At 70.0% G+C, this 17742-nt stretch carries 14 protein-coding genes, 1 tRNA gene and 1 pseudogene; 5 read left to right on the top strand and 11 right to left on the bottom strand.

Going from position 1 to position 17742, the window contains the following annotated elements; translation table 11 throughout:
- Nucleotides 1-40: 40 nt before the first annotated feature.
- From AB0B96_RS14540 to AB0B96_RS14515, 6 genes are all read right to left on the bottom strand, one after another.
- Nucleotides 41-982: a glycosyltransferase gene (locus AB0B96_RS14540; RefSeq protein WP_350950014.1), complete on the bottom strand. Its 942-nt coding sequence runs from the start codon at nucleotides 980-982 to the stop codon at nucleotides 41-43.
- Entirely contained in the window at nucleotides 979-1911 is a 933-nt protein-coding gene (locus AB0B96_RS14535; protein WP_362898816.1) for a sulfotransferase, read from the bottom strand. The genes AB0B96_RS14540 and AB0B96_RS14535 overlap by 4 nt, the downstream gene beginning before the upstream one ends.
- Nucleotides 1912-2306: 395 nt before the next feature.
- A complete protein-coding gene (cysN, locus tag AB0B96_RS14530; protein WP_362898814.1) occupies nucleotides 2307-3569 on the bottom strand; it encodes a sulfate adenylyltransferase subunit CysN in 1263 nt (420 codons plus the stop codon).
- Between the two features lie 130 nt (nucleotides 3570-3699).
- Entirely contained in the window at nucleotides 3700-4614 is a 915-nt protein-coding gene (cysD, locus tag AB0B96_RS14525) for a sulfate adenylyltransferase subunit CysD (RefSeq protein ID WP_350950225.1), read from the bottom strand.
- A 19-nt stretch (nucleotides 4615-4633) separates the two neighbouring features.
- Nucleotides 4634-5401 (bottom strand): 3'(2'),5'-bisphosphate nucleotidase CysQ, encoded by a 768-nt coding sequence (locus tag AB0B96_RS14520; protein ID WP_362898812.1) that lies wholly within the window; start codon nucleotides 5399-5401, stop codon nucleotides 4634-4636.
- Entirely contained in the window at nucleotides 5401-6909 is a 1509-nt protein-coding gene (locus AB0B96_RS14515; RefSeq protein WP_362898810.1) for a sugar transferase, read from the bottom strand. The genes AB0B96_RS14520 and AB0B96_RS14515 overlap by 1 nt, the downstream gene beginning before the upstream one ends.
- 318 nt (nucleotides 6910-7227) lie before the next feature.
- Between AB0B96_RS14515 and AB0B96_RS14510 the strand changes: the two genes are divergently transcribed.
- On the top strand, nucleotides 7228-7728 hold the full coding sequence (locus AB0B96_RS14510; protein ID WP_362898807.1) for a 3'-5' exoribonuclease: 501 nt from the start codon (nucleotides 7228-7230) through the stop codon (nucleotides 7726-7728).
- A 209-nt stretch (nucleotides 7729-7937) separates the two neighbouring features.
- On the opposite strand, the gene pth is transcribed toward AB0B96_RS14510, so the two are convergent.
- The 5 genes from pth to AB0B96_RS14485 all read right to left on the bottom strand — a co-directional run bounded on the left by pth (nucleotide 7938) and on the right by AB0B96_RS14485 (nucleotide 12217).
- Entirely contained in the window at nucleotides 7938-8543 is a 606-nt protein-coding gene (gene pth, locus AB0B96_RS14505) for an aminoacyl-tRNA hydrolase (RefSeq protein ID WP_350950222.1), read from the bottom strand.
- 61 nt (nucleotides 8544-8604) lie between these two features.
- Nucleotides 8605-9207, bottom strand: a complete 603-nt coding sequence (locus tag AB0B96_RS14500) for a 50S ribosomal protein L25/general stress protein Ctc (protein WP_362898805.1) — start codon at nucleotides 9205-9207, stop codon at nucleotides 8605-8607.
- Nucleotides 9208-9449: 242 nt separating this feature from the next.
- Nucleotides 9450-10427 (bottom strand): ribose-phosphate diphosphokinase, encoded by a 978-nt coding sequence (locus AB0B96_RS14495; protein ID WP_350950220.1) that lies wholly within the window; start codon nucleotides 10425-10427, stop codon nucleotides 9450-9452.
- A gap of 100 nt (nucleotides 10428-10527) precedes the next feature.
- Nucleotides 10528-11979: a bifunctional UDP-N-acetylglucosamine diphosphorylase/glucosamine-1-phosphate N-acetyltransferase GlmU gene (gene glmU / locus AB0B96_RS14490; RefSeq protein ID WP_362898803.1), complete on the bottom strand. Its 1452-nt coding sequence runs from the start codon at nucleotides 11977-11979 to the stop codon at nucleotides 10528-10530.
- A 166-nt stretch (nucleotides 11980-12145) separates the two neighbouring features.
- Nucleotides 12146-12217, bottom strand: a tRNA-Gln gene (locus AB0B96_RS14485).
- 401 nt (nucleotides 12218-12618) lie between these two features.
- Here AB0B96_RS14485 and AB0B96_RS14480 point away from each other — a divergent pair.
- The 4 genes and pseudogenes from AB0B96_RS14480 to AB0B96_RS14465 all read left to right on the top strand — a co-directional run bounded on the left by AB0B96_RS14480 (nucleotide 12619) and on the right by AB0B96_RS14465 (nucleotide 17726).
- On the top strand, nucleotides 12619-13560 hold the full coding sequence (locus AB0B96_RS14480; protein WP_362898801.1) for a fatty acid desaturase: 942 nt from the start codon (nucleotides 12619-12621) through the stop codon (nucleotides 13558-13560).
- A gap of 71 nt (nucleotides 13561-13631) precedes the next feature.
- Nucleotides 13632-14213: pseudogene (locus AB0B96_RS14475) on the top strand (TetR/AcrR family transcriptional regulator); the annotation flags it as partial.
- A gap of 578 nt (nucleotides 14214-14791) precedes the next feature.
- Entirely contained in the window at nucleotides 14792-16855 is a 2064-nt protein-coding gene (locus AB0B96_RS14470) for an RNA degradosome polyphosphate kinase (protein WP_350950216.1), read from the top strand.
- Nucleotides 16848-17726, top strand: coding sequence for an NUDIX hydrolase (locus AB0B96_RS14465; RefSeq protein ID WP_362898798.1), 879 nt, complete (start codon nucleotides 16848-16850; stop codon nucleotides 17724-17726). The genes AB0B96_RS14470 and AB0B96_RS14465 overlap by 8 nt, the downstream gene beginning before the upstream one ends.
- The last annotated feature ends 16 nt before the right edge of the window (nucleotides 17727-17742 follow it).

Genomic DNA, 17742 nt, shown 5'->3' with positions numbered 1-17742 from the left:
TGGCGGAGCACGACCCGCGGATGCCGGGTGACGGGCGCCATCAGATGCCGTGTCCCCGGTGGTGCAGGACGCTGAGCAGGGTCCGCGCGGGGATCAGGCCCGTCGCCACCGCGAGCGCGATGGGCGCCCGGGGTTCGCCGTGGCGGGCGGTGAAGGCCCGCCAGGCCCAGCGGCCCGCCTCCCTGCGCTGGCCGAGGGCCGCGTGGTGGAAGGCGAGCTGACCGTAGACCCGCGCCGCGCCGCGCGGATCCACGGCCAGATCAGGGTGCCGGGCGAGCATCCACTGCAGCCCGGCGATCCGGTCGGCCCAGCGGGCCACGTACGAGGAACCGCCCCAGCGCACCCGGACCAGGGGCCGGTCGACGTGCACGATGGGGTGCTGGGCCGCGGCGCGCAGTGCCAGGTCCCAGTCCTCGTTCTGTCCCCCGGGGGCGCTCTCGTCCGCCCAGAGGCCGCCGCGCCGGAACAGGAACGTCGAGGAGTGCACCATCACCATCCGCGAGCGCACCAGGTGGCGGTAGGTGACGCGACTGGTCCCGGCCAGCCGGGCGATGCGCCGCGATCCGTACTCGACCTCGATGGCGCAGCTGGAGAAACGCGCCTCCGGCTCCGCCTCCAGCGCGGCGACCTGGGCCTCGATCTTTCCTGGCAGCCACTGGTCGTCGTCGTCGCAGAAGGCGACCAGGTCGGTGCCGAGCGCGGCGATGCCGGTGTTGCGGGCGCCGGGCAGGCCGGGGGTGAACCGGTTGGCCATCACCCGCACGCCGCGTGAGGACGGCCCGTGCCGGCCGGGTGTCACCGCCCGGCTGGCGAGGAGGTCGGCCACCTGGTCGGCGACCCAGGCGGGATCGCCGCCGTCCACGACGACGACGACCTCGACGGGTCCTGGATGGTCCTGACCGAGCACGGCGAGCGTGGCCGCGCGCAGCTGGTCGGGCCGGTGTCCCCGGGTGGGGATGACGACACCCACCGATGTGTTCACGCGATTCTCCGGTAATAGCCGTATTTGATCATGAGGGGCCAGGTCAGCGCGGTGACCAGGCGCGACTGCCGGGGCGACGCGACGTCACGCCAGCTGTCGTCCCTGGTCAGCTCCGTGCGGCCGACCGTGAAGCGCACGGGGTTGCCCGAGGCCGTGTGCGCCGTCGAGAGCTCCGCCCACCTGCCAGAGAGGAAGTCGAGACGGCAGGGGAGCCCGATCCTGGCGACCACCCGCCTGAGCGTGTCGGCGGGGGTGTCGAGCAGGTCCTCGTAGCGGACCCGGGTGACCGGGACGCCCCTGCGGGCGAGGAGTTCGAGTCCGAGGTTCTCGCTCAGCCAGTGCAGCGAGGTGCGGGAGGGCGACCAGTGGGTCATCGGGCGCCCGTCCTCGGGACGGGCGACTTTCCTCCGCCAGGAGTGGGCGACCGCTCGGGGGTCGCGGACCATGTGAACGACCTGGACGTCGACTCCGGCCGCCGCGAGGCAGAAGGCGAGCGAGGCGTGCTTGCTGGAGTCGATCACGACCGGGCAGTCGGCGACCTCGCCCGCCGCGTCGTACAGGTCGCGGTGGATCGCGACGTACTCGTCCAGCTCCGCGGTGCCGGGCGTCGGCCATCGGCCGGTGCCCGTCTGCTCCTCGGCGAGGAGCCTCGCCAGCGTGGGGATGCGCCGGGTGCGGTCCACGCGGGACCTGAGCGCGATCATCCGGTGGGCGAGGCCCTCTGACCAGCCGCCGAACGCACGCTCGCCGACCTTCTCCCAGAAGGGGCACGATCCGAAGGGCTCACCGCACCCGCATGCCTCGTCCGCGAGCGCGCTCCTCGCCCAGAGGTGGACGACCTCACCGAGCGGAACGATGCCCGGGATCTCCCCCAGCAGGCGCTCCAGCAGTGTGGTCCCGCTACGGCCGAGGCCGCCCAGGAATACCACCCGAGCAGGTGACGGACTATCAGACACAGGCACGAATCCTTACCCGGTGGATACGGAACGTGTCGAGGCTAGCGCGGAGCGTAACAGAGGGGTCGGAGAACGGACAAAGGATCTACCCAACGGGTGCGACGCCGCCCGTCCCCTGAATCACGTCCACCGAACGGGGAGTGGCCACGACCTCGCGACCGACAGGGAGATCGAGCAGGGAAGGGACCGCGGCCTCGCGACCGAACAGGGAGATCGGAAAAAGGGAGGACCGCGGCCTCGCGATCCGACGCCGGGCGGACCCACGGCCGGCCCCTGGAACGACGAACCGCCCGCGGCCCCGCGCCACGGCCCCCTCCCTTCGCGTACGGGAGGGGACCGTGGCGCGGGCCACGGGCGGCGGGGTGCGCCTACTTGGCGTCGACGATCATCCCGGCGCCGACGGTGTTGTTGGTGGACTCGTCCACCAGGATGAAGCCGCCGGTGAGGCGGTTGCGGGCGTAGTCGTCCACGAACAGCGGCCGGGTGACGCGGAGCGAGACCCGGCCGATCTCGTTGAGGCCGAGCGACTGTGCCGTCTCGTCCCGGTGCAGGGTGTTGACGTCCAGCCGGTAGTGCAGGTCCTTGACCAGGGCACGGGCCGTGCGGGTGGTGTGCTTGATGGTCAGCTTGGTGCGCGGGGCGAGCTTGGCGGTGTCGGCCATCCAGCAGATCATCGCCTCCAGCTCCTGGGAGACGTGCGGCTGGTTGTTCGGACGGCAGATCATGTCGCCGCGCGAGATGTCGATGTCGTCCTCCAGCCGCAGGGTGACCGACATCGGGGGGAACGCCTCGTCGAGCGGCCCGTCGAAGGTGTCGATCGACGCGATGCGCGTGGCCAGTCCCGAGGGCAGGTGCATGACCTCGTCGCCCGGCTTCAGCACCCCTCCGGCGACCTGGCCCGCGTAGCCGCGGTAGTCGTGGAGTGAGGGGTCGGTGGCCCGCTGCGGGCGGATGACGTACTGCACGGGGAAGCGCACGTCGACCAGGTTGCGGTCGGAGGCGATGTGCACGTGCTCCAGGTGGTGGAGCAGGGAGGATCCGTTGTACCAGGGCGTGTTCTCCGAACGGGACACCACGTTGTCGCCGTGCAGCGCCGAGATCGGGATGAACGTGAGGTCCGGCGCGTTCAGCTTGGAGGCGAACGCGGTGAACTCCTCACGGATCTCCTCGAACCGCTCCTGGGAGTAGTCGACCAGGTCCATCTTGTTGACGGCGAGGACGAGGTGCGGCACCCGCAGCAGGGTGGTGAGGAAGGCGTGCCGCCGCGACTGTTCGAGCACGCCCTTGCGGGCGTCGATCAGGACGATCGCCAGGTCCGCGGTGGACGCGCCGGTGACCATGTTCCGGGTGTACTGGATGTGCCCGGGGGTGTCGGCGATGATGAACTTGCGCCTGGGAGTGGCGAAGTAGCGGTAGGCGACGTCGATCGTGATGCCCTGTTCCCGCTCGGCCCGCAGGCCGTCGGTGAGGAGCGACAGGTCGGTGTACTCGGTGCCGCGGTCGCGGGAGGTGCGCTCGACGGCCTCCAGCTGGTCCTCGAAGATCGCCTTGGAGTCGAAGAGCAGCCGCCCGATGAGGGTCGACTTTCCGTCGTCGACACTTCCCGCCGTGGCGAAGCGAAGAATGTCCATTAGCGCTGCTCTCCAGGGGTCGTACGGCGTGCGCGGCCGGACCGCGCGGGAAGGGACTCGCGGTGGGCCGGGTGGACCGGGTGGGCCAGGTCGCACGGGGCGCACGGGGCGTCGAAGATTCGGACTCTCACTAGAAGTAGCCCTCCTTCTTGCGGTCCTCCATGGACGCCTCGGAGGCCCGGTCGTCGGCGCGGGTGGCGCCGCGCTCGGTGATCCGGGTCACCGCGATCTCCTCGATGATCTCCTCGACCGTCGCGGCACCCGACTGGACGGCGCCGGTGCAGGTCACGTCACCGACCGTCCGGTAGCGGACCGTCATCTCCAGGAGCGACTCGTCCTCGTCACGGGTGATGAACTCGCTGTCGGCGAGCAGCATGCCGTCGCGCTCGAACACCTTGCGGGTGTGGGCGAAGTAGATCGACGGAATCTCGATCCCCTCGCGCCGGATGTAGTCCCAGATGTCGAGCTCGGTCCAGTTGGACAGCGGGAACACCCGGATGTGCTCGCCCTTGCGGATCCTCGCGTTGTAGAGGTTCCACAGCTCGGGACGCTGGTTCTTGGGGTCCCACTGGCCGAAGTCGTCGCGGAAGGAGAACACGCGCTCCTTGGCGCGAGCCTTCTCCTCGTCGCGGCGGGCGCCGCCGAACACCGCGTCGTACTCGTTCTCCTCGATCGCGTCCAGCAGCGTCGTGGTCTGGAGCCGGTTGCGCGAGGCCCTGCGACCGGTCTCCTCGACGACGCGTCCCGCGTCGATGGAGTCCTGGACGCTCGCGACGACGAGGCGGGCGCCCAGCTCGGCGGCTCGGCGGTCACGGAACTCGATGACCTCGGTGAAGTTGTGCCCGGTGTCGACGTGCATCAGGGGGAAGGGAATCGGCGCCGGCCAGAACGCCTTCTCCGCGATGCGGAGCATGACGATGGAGTCCTTGCCCCCGGAGAAGAGCAGACAGGGACGCTCGAACTCCGCCGCGACCTCACGCATGATGTGAATAGCCTCTGCCTCGAGGACATCGAGCTGCGACGTGGTGTAGTCGCGCTGAAGCATCAGACTCTCCTAGCGGGGATTAGCGGTGCAGATCCCGGATTCCAGCGAGCAACGTTGGCGCCAGTCCCGGTAGGGAAACAAGAATATCCGGCAGTGAGGGGTCGGGCTGGTTGTAGACCAGCGGCGAGCCGTCGATACGGCTCGCGTGGACCCCTGAGGCGAGGGCCACCGCGACAGGCGCGGCGGAGTCCCACTCGTACTGGCCGCCGGCGTGCACGTAGGCCTCGACCTCGCCGGTGAGCACGGCGGAGATCTTGGCGCCCGCCGAACCGATCGGCACCAGGTCGGCGCCGGCGAGACGGGCCAGGTTCTGCACGAACTCCGGCGGACGGGTCCTGCTGACCGCGATCCTGGGCCTCGCGCCCGCCTCGGGGGCGGGCGGCACGGGGGGTTCGAGGGTGGAGAGCGTACGGCCCTGGGCGGGCAGTGCGACGGCTCCGGCGGTCAGCGTGCCGCGCTCCCAGAGTGCCACGTGGACCGCCCAGTCGGAGCGGCCCTCCTCGGCGAACTCGCGGGTGCCGTCCAGCGGGTCGATGATCCAGACCCGCTCGGCGCGCAGCCTGCGCGAGTCGAGGCGCTCCTCGCTGGTCGCCTCCTCGGACAGCACACTGTCACCCGGACGCAGCCGGGACAGGGCCTCCATGAGAAACACGTGGGAGGAGGCGTCTCCCTCCTTGCGAAGCTCGGACGGGTCGCCGAAGCCGCGCTCCGCGCGCAGCGCCGCCAGCTTCTCACCGGCCGTCGTCGCCAGTTCGGCGGCGAGCTCGTGATCGTCGCGAACGGTCATCAGTATGCTCCAGCTCCTCGCGCGACAGCCGACCAAGTCTTCCACAGGATCTGCAGGTCCAGCATGAGGGACCAGCTCTCCACGTAACGCAGGTCCAATCGTACGGATTCCTCCCAGGAGAGGTCAGAGCGGCCACTCACCTGCCAGAGGCCGGTCATGCCTGGCTTGACCAGTAATCGACGGCGGACGTCGTCACCGTACCTCGCGACCTCCTCGGGTAGTGGCGGCCGGGGGCCGACCAGCGACATATGCCCCAGAACCACGTTAATCAATTGCGGCAGTTCGTCCAGTGAGTGACGGCGCAGCCGGGCGCCCAGCGGCGTCACCCTCGGATCATTACGGATCTTGAAGAGCAGGCCGGGACCGTCGCTGGACAGGGCGATCTTCCGGTGCTCGGCGTCGGCGCGCATCGTCCGGAACTTGTAGATCGTGAACTCGGCGCCGTCGCGCCCCACCCTCGTCTGCCGGAAGAACACCGGTCCCGGCCCCGAGGCCCGTACGGCCACCGCCACCCCCGCCAGCAGGGGCAGCAGCGCCGTCAGCAGCAGCCCGGCCCCCACCCGGTCGAACAGGTTCTTGAGCACCTGGCGCAGGCCGGAGATCTCGGGGTGGTCCACGTGCAGCAGCGGCAGTCCCGCCGCCGGGCGAATGGTGATCCGCGGCCCGGCCACCTCCATCAGGGCGGGGGCGACGATCAGGTCCGTGTGGGTCTTCTCCAGCCGCCAGGCCAGCCGCCGCAGCGCCACCCCGTCCATCTCCGGGCAGGCGAGCACGGCCACGGTGTCGGCCGAGACCCGCCCGACCGCGAGCGCGACCTCGGAGAGGTCGCCCAGGACGGGCACGCCCGCCACGTCGCCCATCCCGCCGCGCGAGACGACCGGCACGCTCTCCACATCGTGCATCCCGCCGCGCGGGATGCACGCCGCCACGACCTCCATGCCGTGGTAGCGCTCCCGGCGGAACCTGCGGACCAACTCGGTGATCGCCGCCCGGTGACCCACCGCCACGACCCGCCGCATGCACCCGCCCCGCGCCCGCCTGCGGTGCAGGGAACGGCGCAGGACGTACCTGGCGAGGAGGGTGAGCAGTGTCGTCAGCGGGAGCGCCAGCACCACGTAGCCCCGGGCCACTTCGATCTTGGTGAGGTAGGCGCAGACGGCGAGGGCGGCGGTGAGCATGAAGCCGCACTGCAGGATCCGCTGGAACTCCTCGGAGCCCAGGCCGATGAGCCGGGGCTCGTAGGCGCGGTTCAGCGCGACCACGCAGACCCAGACGACGGGCAGGGCGGCGCTCAGCACGACGTACGGGAAGACGTAGGCGGTAACCTCGCCGAATCGAACGAACAGCGCGAGGGCTCCGGCCAGGGCGGCGCAGACGGTGTCGGCGGCGACGGCCGTCGCGCGGTGCTTCCGCACCCAGCCCGGTGTGCGCCGCCGCGCGACCGGAACGGCCCCTGCCTCCCGCACGGCCCCGGACCCGCCTTCCCGCACGGCCCCGCTTTCCCGCATGGCCCCGGCTTCCCGCATGTCCGGGGCGGCTCCGGCTTCGCGTGTGTGCGGGACGGCTTTCGCCTCGCCTTCCCGCACAGCCGGCACGGCCTTCCCTTCGGCTTCCCACGTGGCCTGGACGGCTCCCGACCCGCTCTGTTGTGCGGCCTGGAATGCGGTCACGTCGCGCACGCGCTCCCCCTGCGTAACCGTTCACGGACAGACAGTCATGGAATGCTAGCGGTGGCGGGAGAGACCAGAAGGTTGAAGACCGAAACATACATCTCTGTGGATGTCGAGGCCGATGGCCCCATTCCGGGGCCTTATTCAATGATCAGCATGGGTATGGCCGTGGCCGGGCGGATGACCGGAAAGGTCTTCGAGCCGGTGGATCCACAGACCCTCACGCTCTACGCGGAGTTGCGGCCGATCAGCGACGACCACGTGCCCGAGGCGCTCGCCGTGAGCGGGCTCGACCGGGAGACGCTGATGCGCGAGGGCCGCGACCCGGCCGAGGCGATGCGGGAGGCCGCCGCGTGGATCCGCGAGGTGTGCGGGAACAGCTCGCCGGTGCTGGCGGCCTATCCGCTCTCCTACGACTGGATGTGGATTTACTGGTATTTCATGCGCTTCACCGGCGCCTCGCCGTTCGGGCACTCGCGGTGCATCGACCTCAAGACGCTGTACGCGGCCAAGGCGGGCGTACCGATCGGCTGGGCGACCAAGCGGCAGATGCCCGAGCACCTGCGGTCCCGGCGTCCGCACACCCACAACGCGCTTGACGACGCGATCGAGCAGGCCGAGCTGCTGCAGAATCTGATGGCGTTCGACCGCCGCTGACATCGGTCACGGGGAGCACGGCACGAACACCCCGGCTTCCCGGCGGGCCGAATGCCCGGACGGACCGGCTCCCCGGGCGGGCCGGCCGTCCGAGCGCTCCGATCGCTCCGAGCGTCTGGGGCCCCGGCCGTCCGGAGGTCCGTCCGTCCGGACGGGCAGGCGGGCGGGCCTCCTGAGGCCGACCTCCTGAGGCCAACCGGCTGAGCCGGCTATCTGGGCGGGCCGGAGATGTTCAGGTCGCCGGCGTGGAAGGCGTTCTGGGTCGGCTCCAGGCCGACCTTGATCAGCGACTCCACCACGTCGGAGGCGCGGTCGACGAGGAAGGCGAGATCCTTGCGTTCGGCGGTGGCGAAGTCGCGCAGGACGTAGGCCGCGGCGTCCATCCGGCCCGGCGGGCGGCCGATGCCGAACCTCACCCGCAGGTAGTCCTTGGTCGCGAGCGACTTGGTGATCGACTTCAGCCCGTTGTGGCCGTTGTCGCCGCCGCCCAGCTTCGCCCTCAGCGCGCCGTAGGGAATGTCCAGCTCGTCGTGGACCACGACCACCCTGGCCGGGTCGACCTTGTAGAAGTCGGCCAGGGCCTTGACCGGCCCGCCGGAGAGGTTCATGAAGGACAGCGGCTTGGCCAGCACGGCGGGGACACCCGCCAGGCGGCCCTCCAGGACCTCCGCCCGCGACCTGTGCGCCTTGAACCGTCCCCCGGCTCGCGCGGCGAGCTCGTCCAGGACCATGAACCCCGCGTTGTGCCGGTTCCCGGCGTACTCCGGCCCGGGGTTTCCCAGGCCCACGACCAACCAGCGGTCCACGATCGGCATCCCTTCACACGCGTCAGGGCGGCCCGGTCCCGGGCCGCCCTGACAGATCTAGCAGAGAAAACTACTCGGCGCTCTCGCCCTCGGCGGCCGGAGCGGCCTCGGCCGTCTCGGCGGCCTCGCCCTCCGGCTCGGCGACCGGGGTCGCGGCGACGATGAGGACGAGCGCCTCGGGGTCGGCGGCGAGGGTCGTGCCCTTGGGCAGCTTCAGGTCGGCGGCGGTGATCTGGGTGCCGACCTCCAGGCCCTCGACGTCGACCTCGACGCCCTCGGGGATGTGGGTGGCCTCGGTCTCGACGGAGACGGAGACGAGCTGCTGGTCGAGGATGCCGTCGGCGACGTCGCCCACCACGGTGACGGGGATGTCGACGGTGACCTTCTCGCCGCGACGGACGAGGATGAGGTCGACGTGCTCCAGGAAGCCCTTGATCGGGTCGCGCTGGACGCCCTTGGGCAGGGCCAGCTCGGTCACGGCGCCCTCAAGGCGGATCAGCACGTTCGGCGTACGCAGGGCGAGCAGCAGCTCGTGACCCGGCAGGGACAGGTGCTGGGGCTCGGTGCCGTGCCCGTAGAGGACGACGGGGACCTTGTCCTCGCGACGGATCTTGCGGGCGGCGCCCTTGCCGAACTTGTCACGGAGTTCGGTGGTGATGACCACTTCGGACATGGCTGATCTCCTAGGGATCTCGGGAATCGGAAAGGTGCGCTCCCCCTCACCCGCCCTAGCGGAAGGCGTTACGAGCGCACGCAATCCCACAACCCTACCGTGTCAACGGTGACGCCGAACGCGTCGCGGTCCCGAACGCCCTCGGACAGCTCCGGAAGGGGCTTCACCGCGCTCCGGGAACGGGGAAGAGGACCGTCCCCGGGAACGCGTGCACGACGGTTTCCCGGGGACGGGACGGGGTGTCAGCTGTCGCCCTCGAAGAGGCTCGTCACCGAGCCGTCGCTGAAGACCTCGTTGATGGCGCGGGCGATCAGGGGGGCGATCGACAGCACGGTGAGCTTGTCGAACCTCTTCTCCTCGGGCAGCGGCACCGTGTCGGTGACGATGACCTCGGAGATCCCGGAGTTCTTCAGCCGGTCGACCGCGGGGTCGGAGAACACCGCGTGGGTGGCGGCCACGACCACGTTGGTCGCGCCCTGCTCGTACAGCGCGTCGGCCGCCTTGCAGATCGTCCCCGCGGTGTCGATCATGTCGTCGATCAGCACACAGGTCCGGCCCCTCACCCGGCCGACGACCTCGTTCACCTTCACCTGGTTGGCCACGTCGAGGTCGCGGCGCTTGTGGATGAAGGCGAGCGGGGTGCCCAGCGTGTCGGCCCAGCGCTCCGAGAGCCGCACCCGGCCGGTGTCGGGCGAGACGACCGTGGTGCTGGCGAGGTCGAGCTTGTCCTTGAGGTAGTTGACCAGGACGGGCATCGCGAACAGGTGGTCCACCGGGCCGTCGAAGAAGCCCTGGATCTGGGAGGTGTGCAGGTCGATCGACATCAGCCGGTCGGCCCCGGCCGTCTTGAACATGTCGGCCATGAGGCGGGCGGTGATGGGCTCGCGGCCCCGGCCCTTCTTGTCCTGGCGGGCGTAGCCGTAGAACGGCATGATCACGGTGATCCGCTTGGCGGAGGCGCGCTTGAGCGCGTCCACCATGATCAGCTGTTCCATGATCCACTGGTTGATCGGCCAGGTGTGGCTCTGCATGACGAACGCGTCGCAGCCGCGGACCGACTCCTGGTAACGGGCGTAGATCTCCCCGTTGGCGAAGTCGCGCAGCGTTGTCGGCGCCGCGTCGACCCCGAGGTGGCTCGCCACCGCGTCCGCCAGCTCCGGGTGCGCGCGCCCGGAGAAGAACATCAGGTTCTTCTCACCGGTCTTCTTGATGCCGCTCATGCCGTCCCCCTCGCCTGAGAGCCCGCCGATACCCGCGCGACGCCGCCGCGCCCGCCGGACCGCCCATCGGGCCGCTCGCCGGGCCGCTCGCTTCGCTCACTCACGTCTGGCTCCCCTGCTGTTCCCCGGCCTCGGCGGCCCGTAGCGCCGCCTCGGCCGATCTGGTGCCCGCGCGCCTGCGCGCGACCCATCCTTCGATGTTGCGCTGGCGCGCACGTGCCACCCCGATCGCTCCCGGGGGGACGTCTCCGTCGATGACCGATCCCGCGGCCGTGTACGCGCCGTCGCCGATCGTGACCGGCGCGACGAGCATGGTGTCGCACCCGACGAAGGCGTTCTCTCCCACCGTCGTGTGGTGCTTGTTGACCCCGTCGTAGTTGACGAAGATCGCCGAAGCGCCGATGTTGGCGCCCGCACCGATCGTGGCGTCGCCCACGTAGCTCAGGTGTGGCACCTTGGCCCCCTCACCGACCTGCGCGTTCTTCATCTCAACGTACGTCCCCGCCTTCGCCTTGCGCGCCAGGACCGTACCGGGGCGCAGGTAGGCGTACGGCCCGACCAGGGCCTCGGGGCCGATCACGGCGTCGACGCAGACGGCGTTGCGCACCAGCGCGCCCTCTCCGACGATCGTGTCGGTCAGGGTGCTGGCGGGGCCGATCTCCGCGCCCTCGGCGACCGTCGTGCAGCCGTGCAGCTGGGTGCCGGGGTGGATCACCACGTCCGCCTCGAGGATGACGTCGGCGTCGACCCATGTGGTGGCCGGGTCGATCACGGTCACCCCGGCCCGCATGTGGGCCTCCAGCAGGCGCGCGTTGAGCACCTTGCGGGCGAACGCCAGCTGTACGCGGTCGTTGACGCCCTCCACCTCCACGTAGTCGGCCGCGATGTGCGCGCCGACCCGGTGGCCGTCCTCCCGCAGGATCGCGAGGACGTCGGTGAGGTACTCCTCGCCCTGGGCGTTGGAGGTGGACACCCGCTTGACCGCGTCGGCGAGCAGGAGTCCGTCGAAGGCGTAGACGCCGGAGTTCATCTCCTTGATCGCCCGCTGCGCGGGGTTCGCGTCCTTCTCCTCGACGATCTCCAGGACCGCTCCCGAGGCGTCGCGGACGATCCGGCCGTAGCCGCGTGGATCGGGGACCTCGGCCGTCAGCACGGTGACGGCGTTGCCGTCCTGTCCGTGCCGTTCGAGCAGGGCGGCGAGGGTCTCGGCGCGCAGCAGCGGCGTGTCGCCGTACGTCACCAGGACGGTGCCGTCGATGGTGCCGGTCGCCTCCAGTGCGGTCCTGACGGCGTGGCCGGTGCCCTTCTGCTCGGTCTGGACGACGGTCCGCGCGTCGGGATCGGTCCCGGTCAGGTGCGTCTGGACCCGCTCCCTCTCGTGGCCGATGACGACGACGAGCCGCTCGGGTTCGAGGTCCCTGGCGGCGGCGAGCACGTGGTCGACCAGGGCGCGGCCGCACAGCTCATGGAGGATCTTCGGTGTTCTCGACTTCATCCGGGTGCCCTCGCCTGCGGCGAGGACGATGACGGCTGCCGGGCGCGGCACACTCACGGACGAGGCTCCCTCGGCGTCGCGACTGAGACATGGCGAAGCGTGGTGACGAACGGCTACCCCGGGGGGCGGCGTCCTCACCTGCTCGACACCGTGAGGATACCTTCCCCCTCGGGGAGCCACTCAGCCGACCAGCCGAGCGAATAAAACAGACAGAAGTGGATTGCTCCGGCACCAGGACTCGAACCTGGACAACAAGGACCAAAACCTTGCGGGCTGCCAATTACCCAATGCCGGACCGGTCGGGCGATCGGGACGGAACCCGTACGCCCGGCACCCCTACGATACAGAGCCCGCACCGCCGAACGCGCCCCGTTTCCGCACCCGCTTCCGCGACCCGCCCCCGGGGCCCGTGCGACCGGGCGCGCCCGGTCGCCCGCCCCCCGGGCGTCCCGGACGCCCCCAGGAGGCACGGATCCCCCGGGCGTCACCCCGGCCTCACGGGCGGGCGCGCGCGGGATCCTCGTTTAGCAGGTCAGCCGGGGGTAGAACAAGTGATGGACCCGCTACGGAGTGAATCCCAGAGAGTCATGTTCCTGACATTAGGCGCTTAGGTGTTCCTAACTTACGATTGCGTAGGTTACGGTTGCGTAGCCGGACATGAGTCCTTGCCTTTTCCGAGCCACCGCGAGGTAGCGCATGACCCTCATCGAAGAGCGCCCTGCTCAGGGCCCAAAACCTGACATCGACCCCGAGCGGAAGACCCTGCCCGAGATCATCACCTTCGGAGTGGTGGTCGGCGCCCCGCTGATCGCGCTGGTCGTGGCCGTCCCGTTCGCCTGGGGGTGGGGACTCGGCTGGTCCGACGTCATCATCGCGAGCGTCTTCTACGTGGTCACCGGACTGGGCGTCACCGTCGGCCTGCACCGCCACTTCACGCACGGCTCGTTCAAGGCCAAGCGCCCGCTGAAGATCGCGTTGGGCATCGCCGGCAGCCTCTCCATGGAGATGTCGGTGCTCGACTGGGTGGCCACCCACCGCAAGCACCACAAGTTCTCCGACAAGGAGGGCGACCCGCACTCGCCGTGGCGCTTCGGCACGGGCTTCGTGGCCGTGGCCAAGGGCCTGCTCTGGGCACACATGGGCTGGCTCTTCGAGGCCGACAGGGCCAACCGCGAGAAGTACGCGCCCGACCTGGTCAAGGACCCGGACATCATCAAGCTGCACAAGTTCTTCCCCGTCCTGGCGATCACCACGATGGTGATGCCCGCCCTGCTGGGCGGCCTGCTGACCTGGTCGTGGTGGGGCATGGCGACCGGCTTCTTCTGGGGCACGCTGGTCAGGATCGGCCTGCTGCACCACGTGACCTGGTCGATCAACTCCATCTGCCACGTCTTCGGCGAGGAGGCCTTCGAGTCGCGCGACAAGTCGCGCAACGTGTGGTGGCTCGCCATCCCCTCCTTCGGCGAGTCCTGGCACAACCTGCACCACTCCGACCCGACCTGCGCCCGGCACGGCGTGCTGAAGGGGCAGATCGATCTCAGCGCGGGCGTCATCCGCTGGTTCGAGAAGGCCGGATGGGCCTACGACGTGCGCTGGCCGACGCCCGAGCGCCTCGCCGCCAAGCGCATCGCCGCCTGACCCGGGGTTCGGGTCCCGTCCGGGAGCGGGGGAACGCCATTATTAGAGACGTGAGCGAACCCCGACGGCGCATGTCAGGTAAGGAACGCCGGGAACAGCTGATCCAGATCAGCAGGACCCTGTTCGCGGAGAAAGGGTTCGACGGCACATCGGTCGAGGAGATCGCGGCGACCGCGAACGTCTCCAAACCGGTGGTCTACGAGCACTTCGGCGGTAAGGAGGGCGTGTACGCGGTCGTCATCGACCGGGAGATGCAGAAGTTACTGAGCCTGGTGACCGAGGCGCTGTCCGCCTCGCACTCGCTGATCAAGCTGGAGAGGGCGGCCCTCGCCCTGCTGGCCTACGTGGAGGAGAACAGCGAGGGTTTCCGCATCCTCGTCCGTGACTCGCACGCCGCCTCGGGGACCGGCACGTTCGCCAGCCTGATCAACGACATCGCCAGCCAGGTTGAGGACGTCATGGTCGACGAGTTCGTCGAGCGAGGCTACGACCCCAAACTGGCTCCCATGTACGCCCAGATGCTGGTCGGCATGGTGGCGCTGACCGGCCAGTGGTGGCTCGACGTGCGCAGACCGGCGCGCGAGGAGGTCGCCGCCCACCTGGTCAACCTGGCCTGGAACGGTCTGACCGGCCTGGATCCCAACCCCCGGCTGACCACGGCCTCGCGCGGCCTGGAGCACCGGCTCGCCCATCCACAGCCGCGCCCGTCGGAACCCCACCCCTCCGGCCCCCGGCCGCGCGCCACCGGGCCGGAGCAGAAGGAGCCGGAGGAGCCGGAACCTCCCCCGGAGGAGTCGCCACCCCTGACGGAGAAGGAGATCCGGGAGCTGGAGAAGGCCCGCGAGCGGGAGCTGAAGAACCAGGAGAAGCTGCGCGAGCGCGAGCTCAAGGAGCAGGAGAAGGCCCGCGAGCGCGAGCGGCGCGAGGCCGAGAAGCTCGCCAAGGACCTGGAGAAGATCCGGCTCCGCGAGCAGCGGGAGCTGGAGAAGGTGCGCGAGCGGGAGTACCGGGAGCAGCAGCGACTGCTGCGGGAGCAGGAGAAGGCCCGCGAGCGCGAGCTGCGAGATCTGGAGAAGGCGCGGCTCAAGGAGGCCAGGGCCGCCGGGGACGGCCGCAGGCACGCAAGCTCCGTCGACGCGGGGCGGGAAAAGCTTGAACCAAGTGAGTAAGCAACAGCGCTCGTTGAGACGAAGTTAACGTTCCGTTCAATCAAAGCGGGCATTCTGGTCATATGTCCGCTGAACTCGTTCGCCCGGCCCCCGATGGGCTCTCCCTACCCCAGGAACGCTTCCTCAACCGGGAGGAGAGCTGGCTCCAGTTCAACCAACGGGTTCTGGAGCTGGCGGAGGATCCGTCGCTGCCCCTGCTCGAACGGGTGCGGTTCCTCGCCATCTTCGCCAGCAACCTCGACGAGTTCTTCCGCGTGCGGGTGGCCGGGTTGAAACGACGGATGGCCACCGGCCTGCTGCTCCGCACGAAGAGCGGGCTGAAACCGCGTGAGGAGCTGGCGAGGATCGCGGCCATCGCCAACGACCTCGCGCAGCGGCAGTCGGCCTGCTTCCACGAGCGGATCTGCCCGCAGCTGGGCGCCGAGGGCATCGAGATCGTGCGCTGGGACGATCTGGGCCGCGACGAGCGCAGCGAGATGCGCAAGCTCTTCAGGGAGCGGATCAGGCCGGTGCTGACGCCGCTCGCCGTCGACCCCGCCCATCCCTTTCCGTACATCTCGGGTCTGTCCCTGAACCTGGCCGTCACCGTCCGCAACCCCTCGACGGGCAACACGGTCTTCGCCAGGGTGAAGGTGCCCAGCCAGCTCCCCCGCTTCGTCACGGCCTCCAGGGACCGCTTCGTCCCGCTGGAGGACGTGATCGCCGCCCACCTCGGACAGCTGTTCAAGGGCATGGAGATCGTCGAGCACCACGTCTTCCGGGTGACCCGCAACGAGGACCTCGACGTCGACGAGGACGTCACGGAGAACCTCATGCAGGCGCTGGAGCGCGAGCTGCTCAAGCGCCGCTTCGGCCCCCCGGTCCGGCTGGAGGTCGAGGACACCATCACGCCCGAGGTGCTCGACCTGCTGGTGGACGAGCTGGGGGTCGCCGAGCACGAGATCTACCGGCTGCCGGGGCCGCTGGACCTGACCGGGCTGCACGCGATCGCCGACCTGGACCGGGGCGAGCTGAGCTTCCGCCCGTTCGTGCCCGCCGAGGTCGTGCACGTCGAGGACGACATCTTCGCGGTGCTGCGCGAGCGGGACGTGCTGCTGCACCACCCGTACGACTCGTTCTCCACGAGCGTGCAGCGCTTCATCGAGCAGGCCGCGGCCGACCCCGCCGTGCTCGCCATCAAGCAGACGCTCTACCGCACCAGCGGCGACTCGCCGATCGTGGACGCGCTGATCGACGCCGCCGAGGCGGGCAAGCAGGTCGTCGTGGTCGTGGAGATCAAGGCCAGGTTCGACGAGCACGCCAACATCACCTGGGCTCGCAAGCTGGAGCGGGCCGGATGCCACGTGGTCTACGGCGTCGTGGGCCTGAAGACCCACTGCAAGCTCGCCCTGGTCGTGCGCCAGGAGCCCTCGGGCGAACTGCGCAGCTACTGCCACATCGGCACGGGGAACTACAACCCCAAGACCGCCAGGCTGTACGAGGACCTCGGCCTGCTCACCGCCGACCGGCTGGTCGGCGAGGACGTCACGGACCTGTTCATCCACCTCACCGGCTACTCCAACCACTCGGCCTACCGGCGGCTGCTCGTCGCCCCGCACTCGCTGCGCGGCGGGCTGCTGGCCAGGATCGAGCGGGAGATCTCCCACCAGGAGGCGGGACGGCCGGCCAGGATCAGGATGAAGACGAACTCCCTGGTGGACGAGCCCATCATCGACGCCCTCTACCGGGCGTCACAGGCCGGCGTACCGGTGGACCTGTGGGTGCGCGGGGTCTGCACGCTCCGCCCCGGTGTCCCCGACCTGTCGGAGAACATCAGGGTGCGGAGCGTGCTCGGCCGGTTCCTCGAACACTCGCGGATCTACGAGTTCGGCCACGGCCGGCGCCCGGAGATCTGGATCGGCAGCGGTGACATGATGCGCCGCAACATCGAGCGCAGGGTGGAGACGCTGGTCAAGGTCTCCAGCCAGCAGCAGCGCAACTATCTCAGCGACCTGCTGGACCGGGCCATGTCCGACGACACCGCGACCTGGTGGCTCAACTCCGACGGCACCTGGACCCGGCACCCCGGCGACGACCTGCAGACCTACCTGATCGGCACCCGCAGGTGGAGAGCGATCGATGACTGAGCGCGGCCCCCGCCCGGACGACATGATCCACGCGGCCGGGGCGGTCATCTGGCGCGGCTCCCCCGACGCGCCGGAGGTCGCCCTCGTCCACCGGCCCAAGTACGACGACTGGTCGTTCCCCAAGGGGAAGCTGAAGCGCGGTGAGCACCCCGTCGCCGGCGCGCTGCGGGAGGTGGCCGAGGAGACGGGCCTCACCGTGGAGTTCGGCCGGTCGCTGCCGTCGAGCCACTACCTCAAGGGCGGGCGGCCCAAGCGGGTCGACTACTGGCTGGCCAGGACGGTCTCCGAGGGCCGTCGCACCGACACCCACGAGGTCGACGGCGTGGCCTGGCTACCGGTGGAGGAGGCCGCACGGCGCCTGAGCTACGAGTGGGACGCCGGGTTGCTGCGCGCGCTCGGCGAAGCGCCGCTCGCGACCACCCCGCTCGTGCTGGTACGACACGCCCTGGCGGGAAACCGGCAGGACTGGAAGGGCGACGACGACGACCGGCCGCTCGACGGGCGCGGGCGCGGGCAGTCCGAGGTGCTGGCGAGCGTGCTGGGCGCCTTCCGCCCCGCGGAGCTGGTCAGCTCACCCAGCAGGCGGTGCGTACAGACCCTGGAGCCGTACGCCGAGCGGGCCGGTCTGCCGATCCGGCTCGAATCCGTCCTGTCGGAGAACGGCTACGACTGCCGGGCCTCCCTGCGCCTGGCCACGGAGGCGATGGCCTCGAACCGGCCCGTCGCGCTCTGCAGCCACGGCAAGGTCCTGCCCGAGCTGATCGCCGGGCTCGACGAACGGGCGGGCGACACGCGGCTGGCCAAGGGCGCGTTCATGGTGCTGCACCACGCGGGCGGCGACGTCGTGGCCGTGGACGCCTACGACGTCTGACGGCACGCCTGAGGCG

The sequence above is a fragment of the Streptosporangium sp. NPDC049046 genome (assembly GCF_040649155.1).
Taxonomy (GTDB): Bacteria; Actinomycetota; Actinomycetes; order Streptosporangiales; family Streptosporangiaceae; genus Streptosporangium.
This window is presented reverse-complemented; position numbering and strand designations above follow the sequence as displayed.